Source organism: Lyngbya aestuarii BL J (genome assembly GCF_000478195.2).
GTDB classification, from domain to species: domain Bacteria; phylum Cyanobacteriota; class Cyanobacteriia; order Cyanobacteriales; family Microcoleaceae; genus Capilliphycus; species Capilliphycus aestuarii.
The window spans coordinates 1-17463 of the sequence record NZ_AUZM01000098.1 but is presented as its reverse complement, the minus strand read 5'-3'; the positions used below and the strand labels follow the sequence as shown (position 1 = coordinate 17463).

General features: G+C 41.0%; 13 protein-coding genes and 1 tRNA gene. 7 read left to right on the top strand and 7 right to left on the bottom strand.

The features are described from left to right. Positions 1 to 611: circularly permuted type 2 ATP-grasp protein (locus M595_RS24860; RefSeq protein WP_023069314.1), on the bottom strand; the 611-nt coding region annotated here is incomplete at its 3' end. 591 nt (positions 612 to 1202) lie between these two features. Here M595_RS24860 and M595_RS24855 point away from each other — a divergent pair. Next, positions 1203 to 1685 (top strand): hypothetical protein, encoded by a 483-nt coding sequence (locus tag M595_RS24855; protein ID WP_040484526.1) that lies wholly within the window; start codon positions 1203 to 1205, stop codon positions 1683 to 1685. 3 nt (positions 1686 to 1688) lie between these two features. Here M595_RS24855 and M595_RS24850 read toward each other — a convergent pair whose 3' ends face one another. Continuing rightward, entirely contained in the window at positions 1689 to 2255 is a 567-nt protein-coding gene (locus M595_RS24850; RefSeq protein ID WP_023069315.1) for a P-loop NTPase family protein, read from the bottom strand. A 201-nt stretch (positions 2256 to 2456) separates the two neighbouring features. On the opposite strand from M595_RS24850, the gene M595_RS24845 reads away from it, so the two are divergent. From M595_RS24845 to M595_RS24830, 4 genes are all read left to right on the top strand, one after another. Beyond that, entirely contained in the window at positions 2457 to 3449 is a 993-nt protein-coding gene (locus tag M595_RS24845) for an aspartate carbamoyltransferase catalytic subunit (RefSeq protein WP_023069307.1), read from the top strand. A gap of 206 nt (positions 3450 to 3655) precedes the next feature. Continuing rightward, the gene (locus M595_RS24840) at positions 3656 to 3880 is read left to right on the top strand and encodes a type II toxin-antitoxin system HicA family toxin (RefSeq protein WP_023069316.1); all 225 of its coding nucleotides are present in this window, start codon (positions 3656 to 3658) and stop codon (positions 3878 to 3880) included. Continuing rightward, entirely contained in the window at positions 3877 to 4083 is a 207-nt protein-coding gene (locus M595_RS24835; RefSeq protein WP_023069312.1) for a type II toxin-antitoxin system HicB family antitoxin, read from the top strand. The genes M595_RS24840 and M595_RS24835 overlap by 4 nt, the downstream gene beginning before the upstream one ends. 11 nt (positions 4084 to 4094) lie before the next feature. Further along, complete coding sequence (locus tag M595_RS24830; RefSeq protein WP_023069310.1) at positions 4095 to 4313, top strand: type II toxin-antitoxin system VapB family antitoxin; 219 nt, start codon at positions 4095 to 4097, stop codon at positions 4311 to 4313. Here M595_RS24830 and M595_RS24825 read toward each other — a convergent pair. Beyond that, complete coding sequence (locus M595_RS24825; protein WP_023069311.1) at positions 4300 to 6675, bottom strand: tetratricopeptide repeat protein; 2376 nt, start codon at positions 6673 to 6675, stop codon at positions 4300 to 4302. The genes M595_RS24830 and M595_RS24825 overlap by 14 nt on opposite strands. A 679-nt stretch (positions 6676 to 7354) precedes the next feature. Between M595_RS24825 and M595_RS24820 the strand changes: the two genes are divergently transcribed. After that, complete coding sequence (locus tag M595_RS24820) at positions 7355 to 8977, top strand: NAD(P)H-quinone oxidoreductase subunit 4 (RefSeq protein WP_023069309.1); 1623 nt, start codon at positions 7355 to 7357, stop codon at positions 8975 to 8977. A gap of 232 nt (positions 8978 to 9209) precedes the next feature. Here M595_RS24820 and M595_RS24815 read toward each other — a convergent pair. Both M595_RS24815 and M595_RS24810 read right to left on the bottom strand, forming a co-directional pair. Continuing rightward, a tRNA-Gln gene (locus M595_RS24815) sits at positions 9210 to 9281 on the bottom strand. A 145-nt stretch (positions 9282 to 9426) separates the two neighbouring features. Beyond that, a complete protein-coding gene (locus tag M595_RS24810; protein ID WP_040484638.1) occupies positions 9427 to 13095 on the bottom strand; it encodes a PAS domain S-box protein in 3669 nt (1222 codons plus the stop codon). Positions 13096 to 13637: 542 nt separating this feature from the next. Between M595_RS24810 and M595_RS24805 the strand changes: the two genes are divergently transcribed. Continuing rightward, entirely contained in the window at positions 13638 to 14030 is a 393-nt protein-coding gene (locus M595_RS24805; protein WP_023069317.1) for a response regulator, read from the top strand. Here M595_RS24805 and cheB read toward each other — a convergent pair. Next, on the bottom strand, positions 14027 to 15148 hold the full coding sequence (cheB, locus tag M595_RS24800) for a chemotaxis-specific protein-glutamate methyltransferase CheB (protein WP_023069308.1): 1122 nt from the start codon (positions 15146 to 15148) through the stop codon (positions 14027 to 14029). The genes M595_RS24805 and cheB overlap by 4 nt on opposite strands. 174 nt (positions 15149 to 15322) lie before the next feature. Then, positions 15323 to 17463: hybrid sensor histidine kinase/response regulator (locus M595_RS24795; RefSeq protein ID WP_040484637.1), on the bottom strand; the 2141-nt coding region annotated here is incomplete at its 5' end.

The window sequence follows — 17463 nt, the reverse complement described above, 5'->3', positions numbered from 1 at the left end:
CTCGCATATTCATCAACGGGTTGAATTCCTAATGTCGCAAAAATTTGCGGAAATGTACTTTTCATCACGCGGCGATTTTCGAGTACATAAGAAATCCCCGAAGGACAACGAAGATTATCTTCGAGTACATACCATTGTCCATCGCGATCGCGAACTAAATCAGTTCCGGTAATATGACACCAAATTTCTTGCGGGGGTTTTAATCCCATACAAGGCTTTAGAAATCCTTTAGAAGACTGAATTAAATCTGCCGGCATAATGCCATCTTTGATAATTTTTTGCTCACTGTAAATATCAGCAATGAACAAGTTCAAAGCATGAATTCGTTGTTTGAGTCCTTTTTCTAACCAGTTCCATTCGGAAGCTGAGACAATTCGAGGTACAATATCAAAGGGAAATACCCGTTCAGTCCCTTGATGATCTCCATAAACATTAAATGTAGCTCCGAGCTTAATCAAAGCGGCTTGAGCGGCTTGCTGTCGCAGGGTTAGCTCCCCTGGAGAAAGAGAATTAATCCGTTCAATTAGCAGTTTGGCCTCAAGGCGAGGTTCCCCTTTGGCGATAAACATTTCATCGTAGAAATCCCCGGGTTCGTAGGAATCAAATCGCACTGGCTTTTGTCCCTATTGCTGTCACAACAAAGTCATTTGAATTGAGAGTTGTCAAATCTATTGATCAGTTCAGAAAAGGTGTGTCTCAGTGCAGTTAGTTTTTGATTGTTCTGTGATTTGCTTTTCAGAATACATCATCATAATGACTAACCAAACACAGTACACTGCTGAGTGATCATTCCCTCTTTGTTAAAAGGTTAACTAATACTTTACCAGAACTTTTGTCAGTTTGATCTATTTTTTTTAGCCGATCAAAAAAATTCACAGATGCGATTTGATCGAAAGTGACGAAACTTTAAACGTATTCATCCCCGATCACAACAGAGTTTTATGGAATTTTCAAGTATTATATATGACAATAGAGGGAGGCTGAGTCTAGAGGCTGTAACTAATGATACGAAAATCGTCAAGCTGTCAACTTCCGATCTCAAACCCCTAGCCCGGAACAGTTGTGTTAAATTAACTAAAAGTCAGTGCAAACGGGTGAACTCAATCAAAGATCGTCGAATCACAACTTGCCTACTCACAATCTAAAGAAAGTATTAAAAAATCGAGAAAATATTTGGGATTGAGTCAATACAGGATTAATCTATGTCTATGTTCAAAGAAAAGGAAAATCCATTAAGCTATCAAGAAACCTACCCCTGTCCAGTGTGTCGCTGTGGTGATCTTTCTAATATTGCTTTAATGGACGCATTTGGTTGTGATGTCTGTCGTCACATTTTTACCATTCATCCAGAAAGACAACTCCTGAAAATGGCAGATCGGGAACCTTCTATTACTTGGCGATGGAATGGTCAAAACTGGAAAGGAGAACATATTGGCAACCTCGAAATTAGTTGGGTTTATTGGTTAGCAGCATTGTTACTCATCTTGTTACCTCCAACTTTGATTGGACTCTCTGCTTTTCTGTTTCCTCCAATTTCGGGTGGATTTTCGGCTTGGTTTCCAATTTTTTGGACAGTTATCGCATTTTTATCTCATCTATTTTTAGTCTTGTGGCTGATTGCAGAAGCTTACCAATTTCCCGTCTTTCTCTACTTAAGAAATCGATGGCAACAGTTGAGGTCATAAACATCATAAAACCAGATCTTCACCCAAATTGGTAAAATAAACTTCTTGAATTTGCCAATTAGGATTTGTGGTTAATGTTTCTCGCAAACTGCCAAATAAAGCCAACTGTTCACAAGCCGAGAGAGAATACAAATTCCGCCGAGATGTAGTAGAAACGCGCAGATCAATCACGGCAATTTGATAATAGTCATCAACTTCCACCCGATAACCCAACGGTAACTCAAAACCCGGTTGAATTTCTAACGTTTTTGCAACAGCATCTTCGATGGCTTTCTCCTCGGAAACTGTCACTTGTTCGGGAACCAGCTTGGAACACTCATTATCAACCCGATAGATAGTTACAGGTATGGTATCTGTGGGGGCTGTAGCTTCTTTGACAACAGGAGAAGCGGTGGCTGATTTTTGCGGTTGAGAAGTTGGGGGCTGACTCACGGGAGTGGCGGGAGTGGAAGCCTGTGTCTCTGTCAGTTGTGGGGACTCGGCTTCTAACTGCGTAGAACGACAACTGCCTAAACCTAACATTATTAAGCTGGCGATACCGACTGTCAAAATTTGGGGGAGATTCTTCATTGTAAATTCAGCATCAGGACATCTGTATTTGCAATTACTCCCTCAAAGGTACAAAATCCGAATTTTCACAGAATTCACAGAATTAAAAAGCACTCGATGCCAACTGTTGGTAAAATCAAGTGTTGGGTTAGCTGTTGAGATGTTCCACAAGAATATCTATACAGTTAATTGGTCTATTCTCATGGGTATCGATTTCTACAAATGGCTACTGCAACTTGGACTCGTCGCCACATTCTATCCCTGGCGGATTTTACTTCGGATGAATACAACGCCATTTTACAAACTGCTTTAAGTTTTCGACAAGTCTTAAATAGCCGTACCAAAAAAGTCCCCGCTTTACAAGGACAAGTCGTTGCGAATTTGTTTTTTGAAGCTTCGACTCGAACCCGCAACAGTTTTGAACTCGCTGCTAAACGACTCTCAGCAGATACCCTTAATTTTGCCCCCGGAAGTTCGTCTTTATCGAAGGGAGAAACGATTTTAGATACTGCAAAAACCTATCTGGCAATGGGAACAGATATGATGGTAATTCGTCATCAACAAGCCGGAGTTCCGCAAGCAATCGCATCGGAAATGGATCGTTTAAATACAAAAGTTTCTGTTTTAAATGCGGGAGATGGTCAACACGCCCACCCCTCACAAGCGCTGTTGGATTTGTTTACTATTTGTCGATTATTAGACCCCGATAATCCCAGAATAGAACTGTTAGAAGGGAAAAAAATTGCCATTGTTGGTGATATTTTGCATTCGAGAGTTGCCAGGTCGAATATTTGGAGTTTAACGGCGATTGATGCGGAATTACATTTGGTCAGTTCACCGACTTTATTACCCCAATATTTTAAATGTTTTGGGGAAGGAAGACCAGGAAAATTATTCTTACACTGGGAATTAGAACCGGCGTTAAAAGATGCTGATTTTGTAATGACATTGCGACTCCAGCGAGAACGAATGACTCAGCATTTATTACCCAGTTTGCGAGAATATCATCAATATTATGGCATTACTCGCGATCGCCTCAAACTCTGCAAACCCGATGTGAAAATATTACATCCCGGTCCGGTTAATCGGGGTGTAGAATTAAGTTCTGAGTTGATGGATGATCCGGAATTTAGTTTGATTTCTCAACAAGTTACAAGCGGTGTGGCGGTGCGGATGGCGTTGTTATATTTAATCGGAGGAGGAAAACAAGAATAATGATGTATAATAGTTTGCAAAATACGACCGTTTCCAACAATATTTGTAACACATTAATCATCCGTAGGGGCGCAAAGCCTTGCGTCTCTACCCCATAGGTCTGTGTTCAGTATAAAGAAGACTAAAATAATTAGTACCGGGTTTTATTGGCAATAACTGTTTACAGCAGAACCTATAGGTCGGTTAATTTTGCTATACTCCTTAATATGCCTAAAAAAGTTAGAGAATTAAAACAGATGTTGCAAAAGGCGGGATTTACGCTGTTAACTAAACGGGGAAAAGGTAGTCATTCCTACTGGATTCATCCTGTTTTATCAAATCCTATTGTCTTGTCAGGAAAAGATAGCAAAGATGCTAAACCTTATCAAGAAAAAGATGTAATAGCAGCACTAGAAGAAGTAAAACGGTTAGAGCAAGAGGGTTCATTATGAAATACAGTATTCTAATTCAATGGTCGGAGGAAGATCAAGTCTATATTGCAAGTTTACCCGAGTGGGGTAAATACGCTCAAACTCACGGGGAAACCTATAAAGAAGCACTTGAAAACGCTCAAGAAGTGTTAGAAGATTTAGTATATGCCTATCAGCAAACTCAGAAACCCTTACCACAACCGCAAACAATACAGTTAGCCTAAACGAAAAACCCATGAACACAAACATTGAACTAAACGAACAATTGCTTAAAGAAGCGTTGGAATTAACTGAATTGACAACCGAAAAAGAAGTGATTGAGTTTGCATTAAAAGAACTCATTCGCACCCGAAAAAAGCGGAATAATTTACTGGATTTAAGCGGACAGATTCAATTTACAAATGATATAGAAAATACTTCAACTCCAATTTTGCAACACATCAATCATCCGTAGAGGCGCAAGGCCTTGCGCCCCTACCCTTCAACTCCAACAAAAGATCTAAGTTTTCCTGAAATATTTTTGTATCAGGATGGTCAACACCGAGAACCTTTTCGGCAATACTTAAAGCTTGTAGAAGGAGGGGTTCGGCTTCTTCGTATTTGCCTTGGGATGAGTAGAGTAATGCCAAATTGTTGAGGCTGTTTGCCACATCTGGATGCTGCTGTCCGAGTAACTGCTGACTCATCTCCAATGCTTGTTGATAGAGGGGTTCGGCTTCTTCGTATTTGCCTTGGGATGAGTAGAGTAATGCCAAATTGTTGAGGCTGGTTGCCACATATGGATGCTGCTGTCCGAGTAACTGCTGTCTCATCTCCAATGCTTGTAGATAGAGGGGTTCGGCTTCTTCGTATTTGCCTTGGGATGAGTAGAGTAATGCCAAATTGTGGAGGCTGGTTGCCACATCAGGATGCTGTTGTCCCAAACGATTTTGAGTCAGGTCAAGACATTTTTCAGACCAAGGTTCCGCTTGACTATACAATCCTTGACCGTTATAAAATTGATATAAACCAACAAAAGGCCAAGTTAAATCTTCATCGGTCAGCCAGTCTGTGAGGTTTTCCGCCACTTCTTCGATATGGGGAATGGTCAGCGTCACCGCTAAAATATCATCGCGAGTGGGTGTGTCTGGAATTTCTTTGGCGACTTCTACAATAGCCTGACAAATACTTCGTTTCCATTCGTCAACTTGGGAAGGGAATTCTTCTAACTTGGTTTTGAGAAATTCTTGAATCAGGGGATGAAATTGATAGGTGTTTTTTTCAACTCGTTGTAACAAACTGAGGTTTACCAGTTTATAATCTCGCCAATCTTCTAAATCTTCCTCATCCGTTTCGGGAAAGCAGGACTCAACCAGCGACCAAGGAATCGGTGCAAACGCAAATAAACTCAAGCTACAGGCTAATTGTTGTTCTTCGGGTTTGAGTTCTTTCCAGCTTAACTCAAAGGCTGCTTTTACCCCTCGTTTGGCGGTCATTTCTTGGGAGTCTTCGGGATTGAGTGAACGGTGTTCGAGTTTGAGTCTGTCTCGCATTTTAGCCAGAGATAAATCCGGCTTTGCGTTTAGATAACGTCCGATTAATTCCAAGCCTAATGGTAAATACCCTAAATCTGCACAAAGGGTTTTAGCGGTTTCTAATTCGGTTTCTATTCTGTCTCCGACTAAAGACGTTAATAACTCCAACGCTGCGGCTTCATCTAAAACGTTGAGTGCGAGTTCTTTGAAAGAATCAAAACCTTGAACTCTAGTTGTGATTAATACTTTAAATCGGGGATTATTGGGCGGGATATAGGGTTTAATTTTTTCATATTTATCAACATCATCAAAAATAACCAGAACCTCTCCTTCTGGGGGTTGCCAGTTCCGCCAACAGTATTGAACTTGGGTTTCTAAATCACTATTATCGGGTGGGTTGAGGTTGAGATAGGCTTTCCCAAAGTTAACAATTTCAATCCCCACATTGGTATCGAGTGCATATAACCAACAAATTCCGCCTAAATAGGTTTTTTGTTGACAATGATAGATACTATATTGAAGGGCGAGTTCTGTTTTGCCAATTCCTCCCATTCCGGTAATAGAAGTAATGGCAATTCGTTCGGTTTGTTGCAGTTGTTCGTGTAAATTGGTGAGTTCTTTCTCCCGTCCGACAAACTTTATTACTCCACTGTAGGGCAGATTTTGCGGGAAATCAATTGTTGTTTTATTGTTATCTTCTGTATCTGAAACTAGGATAATTTCTGCGGGGTTAATATTTTCTCGGTGTATAAGTTCAGGAATATTGGCTTCAGAGATGTTGCTAGCCATTAAAGCAGATTTTGCTTGTGTAAAAGCTTGTTCCACTGAACGTTTAGAAGCAATTGCACCATAAAAATTCGCCGCAAAATCAATCGCCGCTTGATCATTAATAGCGGTATTCATGCCGATCACACAATCAATATATTCTGCGATCGCTTCAGCTATAATTTTAGAATAACAAGCATTCAAAACAACTACTTTAATATTATCTTTGCTAACCGTTGAAAATAACGCCTTGATCGCTTCTAGATTAACAGCTTGAACCTGATCATATTTGTCGAGTAATATAATCTCACCTGTGTTGCTTCCGTGACCACTAAAATGAACAATATGGGGTTTATATTCGTTCAGACGTTGGATGAGTTCATCAAAGCGTACCGCCCAAGCTTGTTTAAATTCCAGAAAGTCTCTATTTTGAGAAGCCTGTATTTTATTCTCAATTTCTCGGATTTCTTTACCCAAATCTAAGGGCTGAGTTTGTTTGGGGTTCGAGGCGAGGAACAACACTTTGATCGGGTTCATATTGGCTCGATGTCCCGTTAGGTTGACTTTGTTCTCGATTTAGATAGCCTGAACTACCCTAGACCATCCTAATATGAAATTGACAAAAAGTTAATTGATCCCCCTAAATCCCCCTTAAAAAGGGGGACTTTCAATAGACTTCTAACCTCCCAAACCTCTCTTAAAAAGGGAGGTGCCGCAGGCGGAGGGATCAAAGCGATCTTTTAATTTGAGAAATCAGTTCATCCCCGGGAACCTAACTGAACCCCTCGCCACAACCCCAACTTCCAAGAACATATAAAAAATACTTATTTGATGAGTATTAGTGCCAAGTAATTCTTTTTTTTATAACGTTATCTAATCTTTTTGGGGTTGAATATTTAGACAAAGAGGTAAATTTGCCGAAGTTATCAGTCTCATAAAAAATTTCTGTTTACATTTCGTTACTAAAAAACACATTACTTTGGGAGGATCAATATCAGGATTCAGTCGATTACTATTTCGCTATAAAGACTATTGGTAAAGGATTTTAGCTGATTAGAGTTTGAGAATCTGATCCCCCAAACCAACAAATTTTGATCGCTAGCCTAGTCCCCTGAGTCCCCCTGTCGCAAAAATTGTTTCTTTTCTACAATGTAATTAACAAAACTTCATGTATGATAGATGAAGTGAACGCAATAGGTATTTATTCTCACGGATCATGAGCAGTCAACTTCCCTGGCTAACCACGATTATCTTGTTGCCCCTCCTGGCATCCCTCGCTATTCCCGTTTTACCCGATAAAGAAGGCCGTACTATTCGCTGGTATGCACTCGGAGTCGGTTTATTAGATCTCGCTTTAATAGTATTCTGTTTCTGGACTCACTACAACTTAGACAACTCCGGCTTCCAACTGAGCGAAACCTACGCCTGGATACCGCAACTGGAACTCAATTGGTCTGTCGCCGTTGATGGCCTGTCAATGCCCCTCATCGCCCTCACAGGTTTCGTCAACACTTTAGCAATACTCGCGTCGTGGAATGTTACCAAAAAACCACGACTTTTTTATGCGTTGATGTTGGTGTTGTACAGCGCCCAACTGGGAGTCTTCGCCGCACAGGACTTACTATTGTTCTTCCTGATGTGGGAATTGGAGTTAGTACCTGTATATTTATTAATCTCAATTTGGGGCGGACAAAAGCGCCTTTACGCTGCCACGAAATTCATCCTTTACACTGCACTGGGTTCTGTTTTCATCCTCGCTGCTGCATTAGCAATGGCGTTTTATGGGGGTAACGTCACCTTCGACATGACGGAACTTTCCCACAAAAATTATCCCATTTTCTTAGAACTTTTACTCTACGCAGGATTCATCATTGCTTACGGTGTAAAACTCCCCATTTTCCCGCTTCACACTTGGCTACCGGATGCTCATAGCGAAGCTTCTGCACCCGTTTCGATGATTTTGGCTGGTGTTTTATTAAAGATGGGCGGTTATGGGTTAATTCGGATGAACATTGAAATGTTGCCGAATGCTCACCTCTATTTTGCACCTGTCCTGGCTATTTTAGGGGTTGTTAATATCGTTTACGGTGCGTTAAGTGCCTTCGCCCAAACCAACTTAAAGCGACGACTGGCTTATTCCTCTATCTCCCACATGGGTTTTGTTCTCATCGGTATCGCCTCCTTAACTGAGTTGGGATTAAATGGCGCCGTACTTCAGATGATTTCTCATGGTTTAATTGCCGCGATGTTGTTCTTCCTCACAGGAATTACCTACGAACGGACTCATACCTTGATGATGGAAAAATTGGGCGGTATAGCCGAGTCAATGCCGAAAGTATTTGCACTGTTCACCGCAGGCGCGATGGCTTCTTTAGCATTACCGGGAATGAGTGGTTTTGCAGGGGAATTGAGCATCTTTTTAGGCATTACCACCAGTAATGTTTATAGTTCTAACTTTAAAGTGGTGGTTGTTGGTTTAGCCGCAGTGGGATTGATTTTAACTCCGATTTATTTACTCAACCTATTGCGTCAAGTTTTCTACGGAAAAAACAGCTTTGGTTTGGTAATTGAGGATTATCAGGGAGATGCCAAACCTCGGGAAGTTGCGATCGCTGTTTGTTTACTGATTCCCATTGTTGGAATTGGAGTTTATCCGAAGTTAGCGACTCGTACTTATGATGTGAAAACGGTTGAAGTGGCTTCTCAAGTCCGTGAGATCTTCCCAATTTTTGCTCAACAACAACAGGGTTCAGTGTTGTATTCGGGGGGTTATGTTGCACCCAAGATTCCTGATCCGACACAACAAGCGTTATTTTCTAGCCTTGATGTAAATACCTAATTTCTACACAATGATCACAACAGCAACAAGAGTTTAAATAGAAGGGTGGGTTTTAGTTAACTCACCCTTTATTGTTGAAATTTTAGAATGAAGTTATCTCCTAATTGATAATTCTATGAATGAACAGAAAGCCTCTGATCACACTGTTAGATTGGTACAGTATCCTTTGAGAGCAATATGAGAGAAAAGAGTCAGAACGGAGTGATCCGTTTTTGATCTGTTCTAGGAATAACTGGGGCGGAAGGATTCGAACCTCCGAATGTCGGGACCAAAACCCGATGCCTTACCACTTGGCGACGCCCCATTGCGTAACCATATATTATAATAGCAGCATTCCCCCTAAAAGTGTCAAGTCTTTTGAAGCCAAAATTTGATTTTTTTTTAACCGTAGACTTGAAACCCCTTAAAGCTCTAGAGTTTAACAGCCTTTTAGATGTTTCTCTTTGAACTCAATCTCTGGGTCGTAGCTCAGGGGGCGGTTCCACGGGAATTTCGATCCAAAATTCGCAGCCTTGTCCGGGTTCAGACAAACACTTGAGCGATCCACCATGTTTTTCCACAACAATTTTATAACTGATGGATAACCCTAACCCGGTTCCTTTTCCGACAGCTTTTGTGGTAAAGAATGGATCGAATAAACGATTTTGAACCGCAGTAGAAACACCGGGGCCGTTATCTTTGATTTTGACCCGAACATAAGGTATATTCAAGCGTTCTGCGGGGTTTTTAACCTCAAATAACTCTGTATCAATAGTAATCTGGCGGGGATCAGGTTGGTTATCAAGGGCATCAATAGCGTTACTAATAATATTCATAAACACTTGATTGAGTTGACCTGCATAACATTCAACTTTAGGAAGGGTACTATAGTTTTTAATGATTTCTACACCGGAACCGACTTTTTTAGCTTTCCAGCGACTATGTAAAATTAATAGTGTATTATCAATCCCTTCATGGATATCAACAGGCTTCATTTCCGCTTCATCCAAACGGGAGAAGTTTCGCAAGCTGACCACAATTTGTCGAATGCGATCGGCTCCCATCTCCATTGAAGCAATAATTTTGGGTAAATCTTCGCTAATAAATTCTAAATCTACTTCTTCAATTTTCTCTTGAATTTCCGGACTCGATGTTGGATAACTTTCCTGGTAAAGACTGAGAACCTCTAATAAATCTTGAGTGTAATCTCTCACATAGTCGAGATTGCCATAAATAAAGTTAACAGGATTATTAATCTCGTGAGCAATACCTGCAACCATCTGACCTAAACTCGACATTTTTTCACTTTGAATGAGTTTAGCTTCTTTTTCTTGTAAATCCTGTAACGCATGAGAAAGTTGAGTAGCTTGGGTTTGAGCCGCTAAAGCCGCCGCTCGGGTTTGAGCATAGAGTTCAGCTTGATCGATGGCGATCGCTAACTGATCAATCACCGCCTGTAACAACTCCACATCGTTGACTGTCCAATCGTGAGTATTATGATAGTGATTACAGACGATCGCTCCTCGTTGACCGGAACGAGTTTCGAGGGGTAAAAACAACATCGAAGCTACTCCGGCTTGATGTAAGGCACTTCGGGTTTGTCCATCCAATCCATCGACTTGGCTACTATCATTAATTTGAACACTTTGATGTTGCTCGATTTTCTCTGAGAGCCAACTGACACAATCTGGGGGATAATCCACTAAACCTTGAGACAGATGAGAAGACTGAGCCTGATGAGTGATTACAAAACTCGATCGCAGATCGGTTGTGGGAAGATACCATAAAAAATGACATTGATCCACTTGTAATAAACTTCTAATCTCACTGACGGCTTTGGCTAAAATCGTATTGAGATCGAGAGAATCACGAATCTGACTTGCTAAACGGAATAATAACCCTTCGCGGCGACTGTGAAGTTCTTCCAAAGCTGCTACTCGGTCAATTCCTACTGCGATCGCATTTGCAATCCAATATAAAGCATTTTGAACCTGTTCTGTGAGGGGATGACGACTGCTAATTTCCATCATCCCCACTTGTCTTCCTTCGACGACTAAGGCAAAATTGAGACACAAACAATTGTGACTTATCCGTTCTCGACAGTCTGAGCAATCTTGAACTTCACACTGACCTGATGTGACTTGGAGTTCTAGGTTATGGGTTGAGCGGTTCACTGTCCAAATTGCTACACCTGTAACGCTGAGATGATTGGCAATGGCATCACTACAAGCTTGTAAGATAGTAATGGTGGTTCCGCCTTGTCCTAATGCTTTACCGACTTCGGCTTCGAGCAAGGATAAATGCGATCGTTCCAGTAGAGAGACTTCGGCTTTTTTGCGGGTGGTAATATCTCGAGAAACGGCGACTAATTCTTGAACTTCTCTCGTGTGGGAATCTCGGACGGCGTGAGCGGTGGTTTCAAACCAAATATATTCCCCATTGCGGCGACGAATGCGATAACTGACGAGAGAGATTTCACCTTTGGCGAGTAAGGTTTGATGAGAAGCTCTAACAGAAGCAATATCTTCGGGATGAAAAAAGTCATAAGCGGAATGTCCGATTAGTTCTTCGGGTTCATATTTAAGCAACTTTCGACAAGCCGGAGAAGCATAAAGATAGATCCCTTCTGAGTTGTGTCGAGAGATTAAATCTGTGGCATTTTCGGCTAAAAGTCGATAGCGTTCTTCACTGGTTTTTAAGGATTCTTCAGCGCGTTTACGTTCGCTAATATCGGTTTGAATGCCAATATAATGGGTGACTTCTCCGGTTGTATCTCGCACTGGAGAAATTGCCAGTTCGTTCCAAAATGGAGTTCCATCTTTGCGATAATTTTTTAAGGTTACTAAACAATCTTTTGCTTCTCGCAAACAAGTCCGAATTGTCTGAATGGCTTGGGGTTCAGTATCATATCCTTGTAAAAATCGACAGTTAATTCCTAATATATCGCTTCTAGAATATCCGGTAATTCGTTCAAAGGTTGGGTTACAATAAATAATCGGATTATCTTTGGCTTTCGCATCACTAATCACAATACCACTCGGACTCGCGGCGATCGCTCGTTCTAATAAAAGCAGCATTTTTTCCGACTCCCGGCGCATTGTGATATCGGTTCCGGTGGCGATCAGATGTTCGACTGAACTATCGGGATTGTAAATAATTGTATTTGACCAACCGATCAAGTGAGTCCGACGATTTGGATCGATCCATTCACTTTCACAATAGGGGGGAAACTCAGCCAGAGAGGTTGAATATTTTGAGGAGAAAGAGTCAGCCTTAATCGGTGAATAATCAATCGATAACCCAACTTCTTGAGGTGTTTTTCCTTCAACTTCTTCAGCAGAGAGTCCAGATATTTCTTCGCAGGTACGGTTGAAACGAATAATTTTTCCTTGAGGATCGAGTACGATCACTAATGCACTTAAAGTATCGAGAACGTTACAGACAAAATCTCGTTCTTGACGGACAATATCCCAAATCGAGGAGCGTTTTTGGATCGTATCTTCAAGTTTAATGAGTTTTCCTTTTGCATGAATCAGTTGACGATGTAAATTCATCTGTACACTGACTTGTTCCGCAACCGCTTCTAAAGCCTGTCGGGTATCAGGACTCATCTGGCGAGGTTCATAGTCCATGATTGACAGCATTCCCACTAATACCCCTTCATTTGTTTGAATTGGGATACCGAAATAACAACGAATTGCGGGATTGAATTTCAGTAAGGGATGAGTCGCAAACGGTTTGTTTTTTGAAAGATCTTCTAAGATAATCGAAGCGAAAATTTTTGAGGAAGAAGATGATAACTCCGTTTCTGAAGGGGAATGGGTTTCAGTCTGAGAAAAAGTTTGATCTTTTTTGGGAGTTTTTGCAGATTTAAAAAAATGATTCGGGTAATGTAGAGAAATAACCGTCTCACAAAAGTCAAGATAATGATAGGTTTGGGCTTGTAAACCGACTTGTGATTTTAACCACTGACAACTCGCATCAATCAAGCTAATATATCCGACGGGAGCTTGAGCAATCTGAAGGGCGATTTTGAGCAAAGGGTCAAAGGTGACTCCGGCTTGAAATCCCATAATTTCCTGTAGAGATAGGTTCTCTTGTTGCCCCATTGTACGATAATCTGAAAGTTTGATTACCATTTATAACCTATTCCCCTAAAAAAATTGAGCGAGCAGATTTTCACACTCCAGATCAAGGATTTAGGGGAGTCTATTTATGAATCCATGATAATTTTCGATTCCCTGGTCTTGATCTTGCTATTTTTTAGAGTGTGTCTCAATCATAACAAGACATCAAGGGATTTGTCTGGAAGTCTAAGAAGATTTTTATCCAAGGCTGTTGCTTTCAAACTGATGATTCAAATGCTGCCAAACGGACGAACAGATGACGAATAATCAGTTTATTTTACCCATTAATGATGAACTTTTTGCGAAAATTCGTTACAATTTTTATTGAAATTACCTTGTATCTGATTTAAACTTGATCAATTTGAGAGATCATCACTCTCCTCTCGATTTTCTCGATCCAATGTGTTTAATGCTCTTTTTAGCTTGAAGCCCCAAATGAACCGATTAATACCTAGAGAATTTAGAGTTCTTTGATCAGGTCGTTTAAACTATTAGTAGAGATTGAACTTCTCAACCCCCTGCGGACATGAGATCAAAAAAGGAAAGCGGCTAATATGTCTGCCATAACTGATAATTCCATACCCACTGTTTTAGCAGTTGATGATAGTCCAGTAATGCACGGTCTGGTCAAACAAGCTCTCGGGAATGATTACCGGGTTCTTGTCACTGACAATGCGGTAGAAGCACTATCCTTATTATACCAAGAGAAGGTGTCCATTTTACTTCTCGATGTGACAATGCCGGAGATTGACGGCTTAGAACTTTGTCGCACGGTGCGAAATTTACCCCAATTTCAAACGTTACCGATTATCATGCTGACAGCCAGAGATGGGGCATTTGAGAAGGTACAAGGGCGTTTAGCTGGAGCGACAGAATATTTGACTAAACCCTTCAATCCGCAAACCCTGTCTGAGGTGATTACGCAAGTTCTGAGCGGAAATGCTTAAATATTCTTTGAACCTCTGTCGTTTGCTTTGAGGTGCTGTGGGTGGCGACGCTCAATGTGCTGTAACAACACAGAAGTAATCGCATCAATCGCCAAAATTTGGTGAGCCGCCCCGAGAGCGATCGCTTCTTTTGGCATTCCAAACACCACTGAACTCGCTTCATCTTGAGCGATGGTTATGCCATTAGATTGAGCGATCGCTGCCATTCCATCTGCTCCATCTCGTCCCATTCCGGTCAGCAAAATCCCCACAGTGCGATCGCTATAATATCGAGCTAAGGATTGAAATGTCACCGTAATCGAAGGTCGATGTCCCGCTAAAGGGGGCGCACTGCTGTAGAGAAATCGACCTTGACGATCTATTTCTAAATGATAGCGTTCGGGTGCAAAATAAACAATTCCATTTTGAGGAATTTCGCCATTCCGGGCAATTTGAACCGAGAGGGAACATTGAACATTCAACCAATTGACTAAACCCTGTAAAAAACCTTCACTAATATGTTGAATACAAATAATCGGAACAGATAAATTAGCCGGAAGTTGGGTTAAGATGGTATGCAATGCTTGGGGGCCGCCTGTTGAGGCTCCAATTCCGACAATCCGAATCGGTTTTGAGATCAAACTTGAGGTTGAAATCGAAGTGGAAGAAGCCGGGAGATTAGCGGGAGAATTCACCCGACGAGGACTTTCAGAGGAACGGTTTCTGCGAGTGAAAACTCGGACTCCTGACAAAATTCTAATCTTACGAATTAAATCTTGGGCAAGTTGAGAATTTTCATTCAGTAATCCATTTTTGGGCTTGGGAAATACATCGACTGCACCCGCATTCAACAATTGAAAAACATTATAAGTATCTTCCCGTTGAACTGCGGTACTAATCACTAAAATTGGCCGAGGACAGTTTGCCATAATTTCCTGTGTAAATTCCAATCCGTCCATGTGGGGCATATGAAAGTCTGTACAAATGACATCGGGTTTGATTGTCGGAATGAGTGCTAATGCCTCTTTTGCGGTGTGAGCGGTTCCCACGACTTCGATTTCAGCAGAGGAATTTAAAATACGTTTGAGAACAATGAGAGCAACGGGAGAATCATCGACCAGAAAAACTTTGATTGACATATTTTGGCTGTTCAGTTGTCAGAAAATTAAACATTTGAGCGTTTTAAGGACACACTGAGAGTTTCTGTTCAGCGTCAGGTGTAGGGTTAGCTCGGATTTTTTAAAGGGTGAATTGACTTTATTTTAACCGATTATTTTCATAACGAGTCAGTCTTTTTAAGTCTCTTTCTGAGATTAAATCAATCTTTTCAAAGTCTCGAGTAGTACCTGTTGATTAAAACTACTTTTGGTAATGTAGGCGTTGGCTCCAGCTTCTGCTCCTCGGCGCTTATCTTCATCAGAGGCTAAAGAAGTAACTAATATAATGGGCAACTCATTATAGTCTTGATTTTCACGAATTTTTGCAGTTAAGCTCAAACCATCTAAATTCGGCATCTGCACATCAGAAATAACGGCATCAATGGGGCGTGTTTTCAGTTTATTAAACCCATCTAATCCATCGACGGCAGTGATCACTTCATAACCGGCTGCTTCTAATATTCGTTTTTCTTGAGTGCGAGTTGCAATTGAATCTTCAACAAGTAAGATTACCGATTTTTGTTTAAGAGAGTCTTGATGAGTTTTCCCCTCTATTTTTACTGATGTTCTGCTAGAATTCAAGTGTTTACGAGCCGACTTGATTAAATCCAGTGCGTTTAAAATCATGCACACTTCACCTGTTCCTAGAATTGTTGCTCCGGAAATATTTCGGACTCGTTTGAGCAATTGACTTTGAGATTTGAGTACAACATCTTGTTCGTCAATTAAAGCATCAACAAACACACCTAATTTTTCTTCTCCAACTTTCAAGACAATACAAGGAAAAGTTGTAGAAGCATTCATCTCTTTTTGAGAAGATTCGAGTTCAAGTAGTTCAGATAATTGAGCTACAGACAGAGGTTGTTCTTCAAAAATAATCGTATCTCGTCCTTCAATCGTAAATAGTTCACTCGGAGAAACTAAGCGAGTCGTGCGAACAAATTCGACAGGAATACCATAGGAAATACTCTGCACACCGACAATTAAAACATGGGTTGTTGCTAAGGCGGTTCCCAGTCGCATCCGAAATGTAGACCCTTTTGTGGGAACAGATTCTAACTCAATACTACCTTTAAGCTGTTCAACATTATTCCGCACAACATCCATTCCAACACCCCGACCTGAAATTTCTGTGACTAATGTACGGGTCGTAAAACCCGGAAAAAAAATCAGGGATTGAAGTTGTTTTGAGGTCATTGTTTCGAGTTCTTCGGGAGGATAAATACCTCGTTTGAGAGCGGTTTTTTTAACTTGTTCGGGGTTAATTCCTCGACCATCATCACTCACTTCAATTATAACAGAGGTGGCGGTTTGATAGCCTCGGAGACAAATTTGAGCAACAGGAGATTTACCGTATTGTTGTCGTTCTTCTGAGGATTCTATTCCATGGTCAACTGCATTTCTTAATAAGTGCATTAAAGGATCTTTCATTTCCTCTAAAATCCGTTTATCTGCTCGCGTTTCACCCCCTTCTATTATGAGTTCAACTTGTTTATTTTGTTGTCGAGCGAGATCGCGTACCATCCGAGAAAAACGGTTAAAAATAGTTGAGAGAGGCAACAGTCGTAAAGTGCGGATATCGTCTTCAAGTTCATTAGAAATTAGCTCTAATCGGGCGGTATCTTCATAGAGAGAACCTCTCAATTGATTGATTAACGCTCCTAATTTTTCTAGATGTTGACTCGCACGATTATAATAATTGTGGAGTTGTTCAATTGTTTTATGAGTGTTTGTTGATTGGTTTTCTAAGTCATTGAGAACAAATCGATTTACAAACGCATCTCGACTCCATTCTTCCCATAATAGAGTGAGGGCTTCTACTTCACTGAGTCGATGAACAATACGAATTTTAGTAACCGTTAGTTCTCCAGTTTGGGTCATTAACGCATCGAGTTGACGGGTAGAAACCCGGATAGTTTCAATCCGATGAGCGTTACCATCAAAAGTAACTTTATCGTCGTTTGTTGGAGATGAATTAACCGGAGAACTCAGAGAAGAAACTGAAGGATTGATACCTTCTTCTGGATAAGAATTGAGGTGACTAACAGGTTCTTCAGAAGAAAATTGAGGAGGTTTTTCCGGGGAAGGTTTGATTGTTTCAACCTCAATAATTTCTGACACCTCTAAAGTCTGTTGTTCTGAAACAGGAGTATCATTAGCAGGTTGAGTTTCTAGTGAGCTTTGACCTTCAGCCGCAATTAAGCTCGCCATGACTTGAAAGGTTTTCACGCCAGAAGGTTCACCTGTAGAGGCTTCTTGAACCAGTTTTCGCAGGGCATCTAGGGCTTGAAACAAGC

Coding starts and splice junctions, on each gene's coding strand:
- M595_RS24855 (WP_040484526.1), top strand. CDS start 1,203: ATGTCTATGTTCAAAGAAAAGGAAAATCCATTAAGCTATCAAGAAACC.
- M595_RS24850 (WP_023069315.1), bottom strand. CDS start 2,255: ATGAAGAATCTCCCCCAAATTTTGACAGTCGGTATCGCCAGCTTAATA.
- M595_RS24845 (WP_023069307.1), top strand. CDS start 2,457: ATGGCTACTGCAACTTGGACTCGTCGCCACATTCTATCCCTGGCGGAT.
- M595_RS24840 (WP_023069316.1), top strand. CDS start 3,656: ATGCCTAAAAAAGTTAGAGAATTAAAACAGATGTTGCAAAAGGCGGGA.
- M595_RS24835 (WP_023069312.1), top strand. CDS start 3,877: ATGAAATACAGTATTCTAATTCAATGGTCGGAGGAAGATCAAGTCTAT.
- M595_RS24830 (WP_023069310.1), top strand. CDS start 4,095: ATGAACACAAACATTGAACTAAACGAACAATTGCTTAAAGAAGCGTTG.
- M595_RS24825 (WP_023069311.1), bottom strand. CDS start 6,675: ATGAACCCGATCAAAGTGTTGTTCCTCGCCTCGAACCCCAAACAAACT.
- M595_RS24820 (WP_023069309.1), top strand. CDS start 7,355: ATGAGCAGTCAACTTCCCTGGCTAACCACGATTATCTTGTTGCCCCTC.
- M595_RS24810 (WP_040484638.1), bottom strand. CDS start 13,095: ATGGTAATCAAACTTTCAGATTATCGTACAATGGGGCAACAAGAGAAC.
- M595_RS24805 (WP_023069317.1), top strand. CDS start 13,638: ATGTCTGCCATAACTGATAATTCCATACCCACTGTTTTAGCAGTTGAT.
- cheB (WP_023069308.1), bottom strand. CDS start 15,148: ATGTCAATCAAAGTTTTTCTGGTCGATGATTCTCCCGTTGCTCTCATT.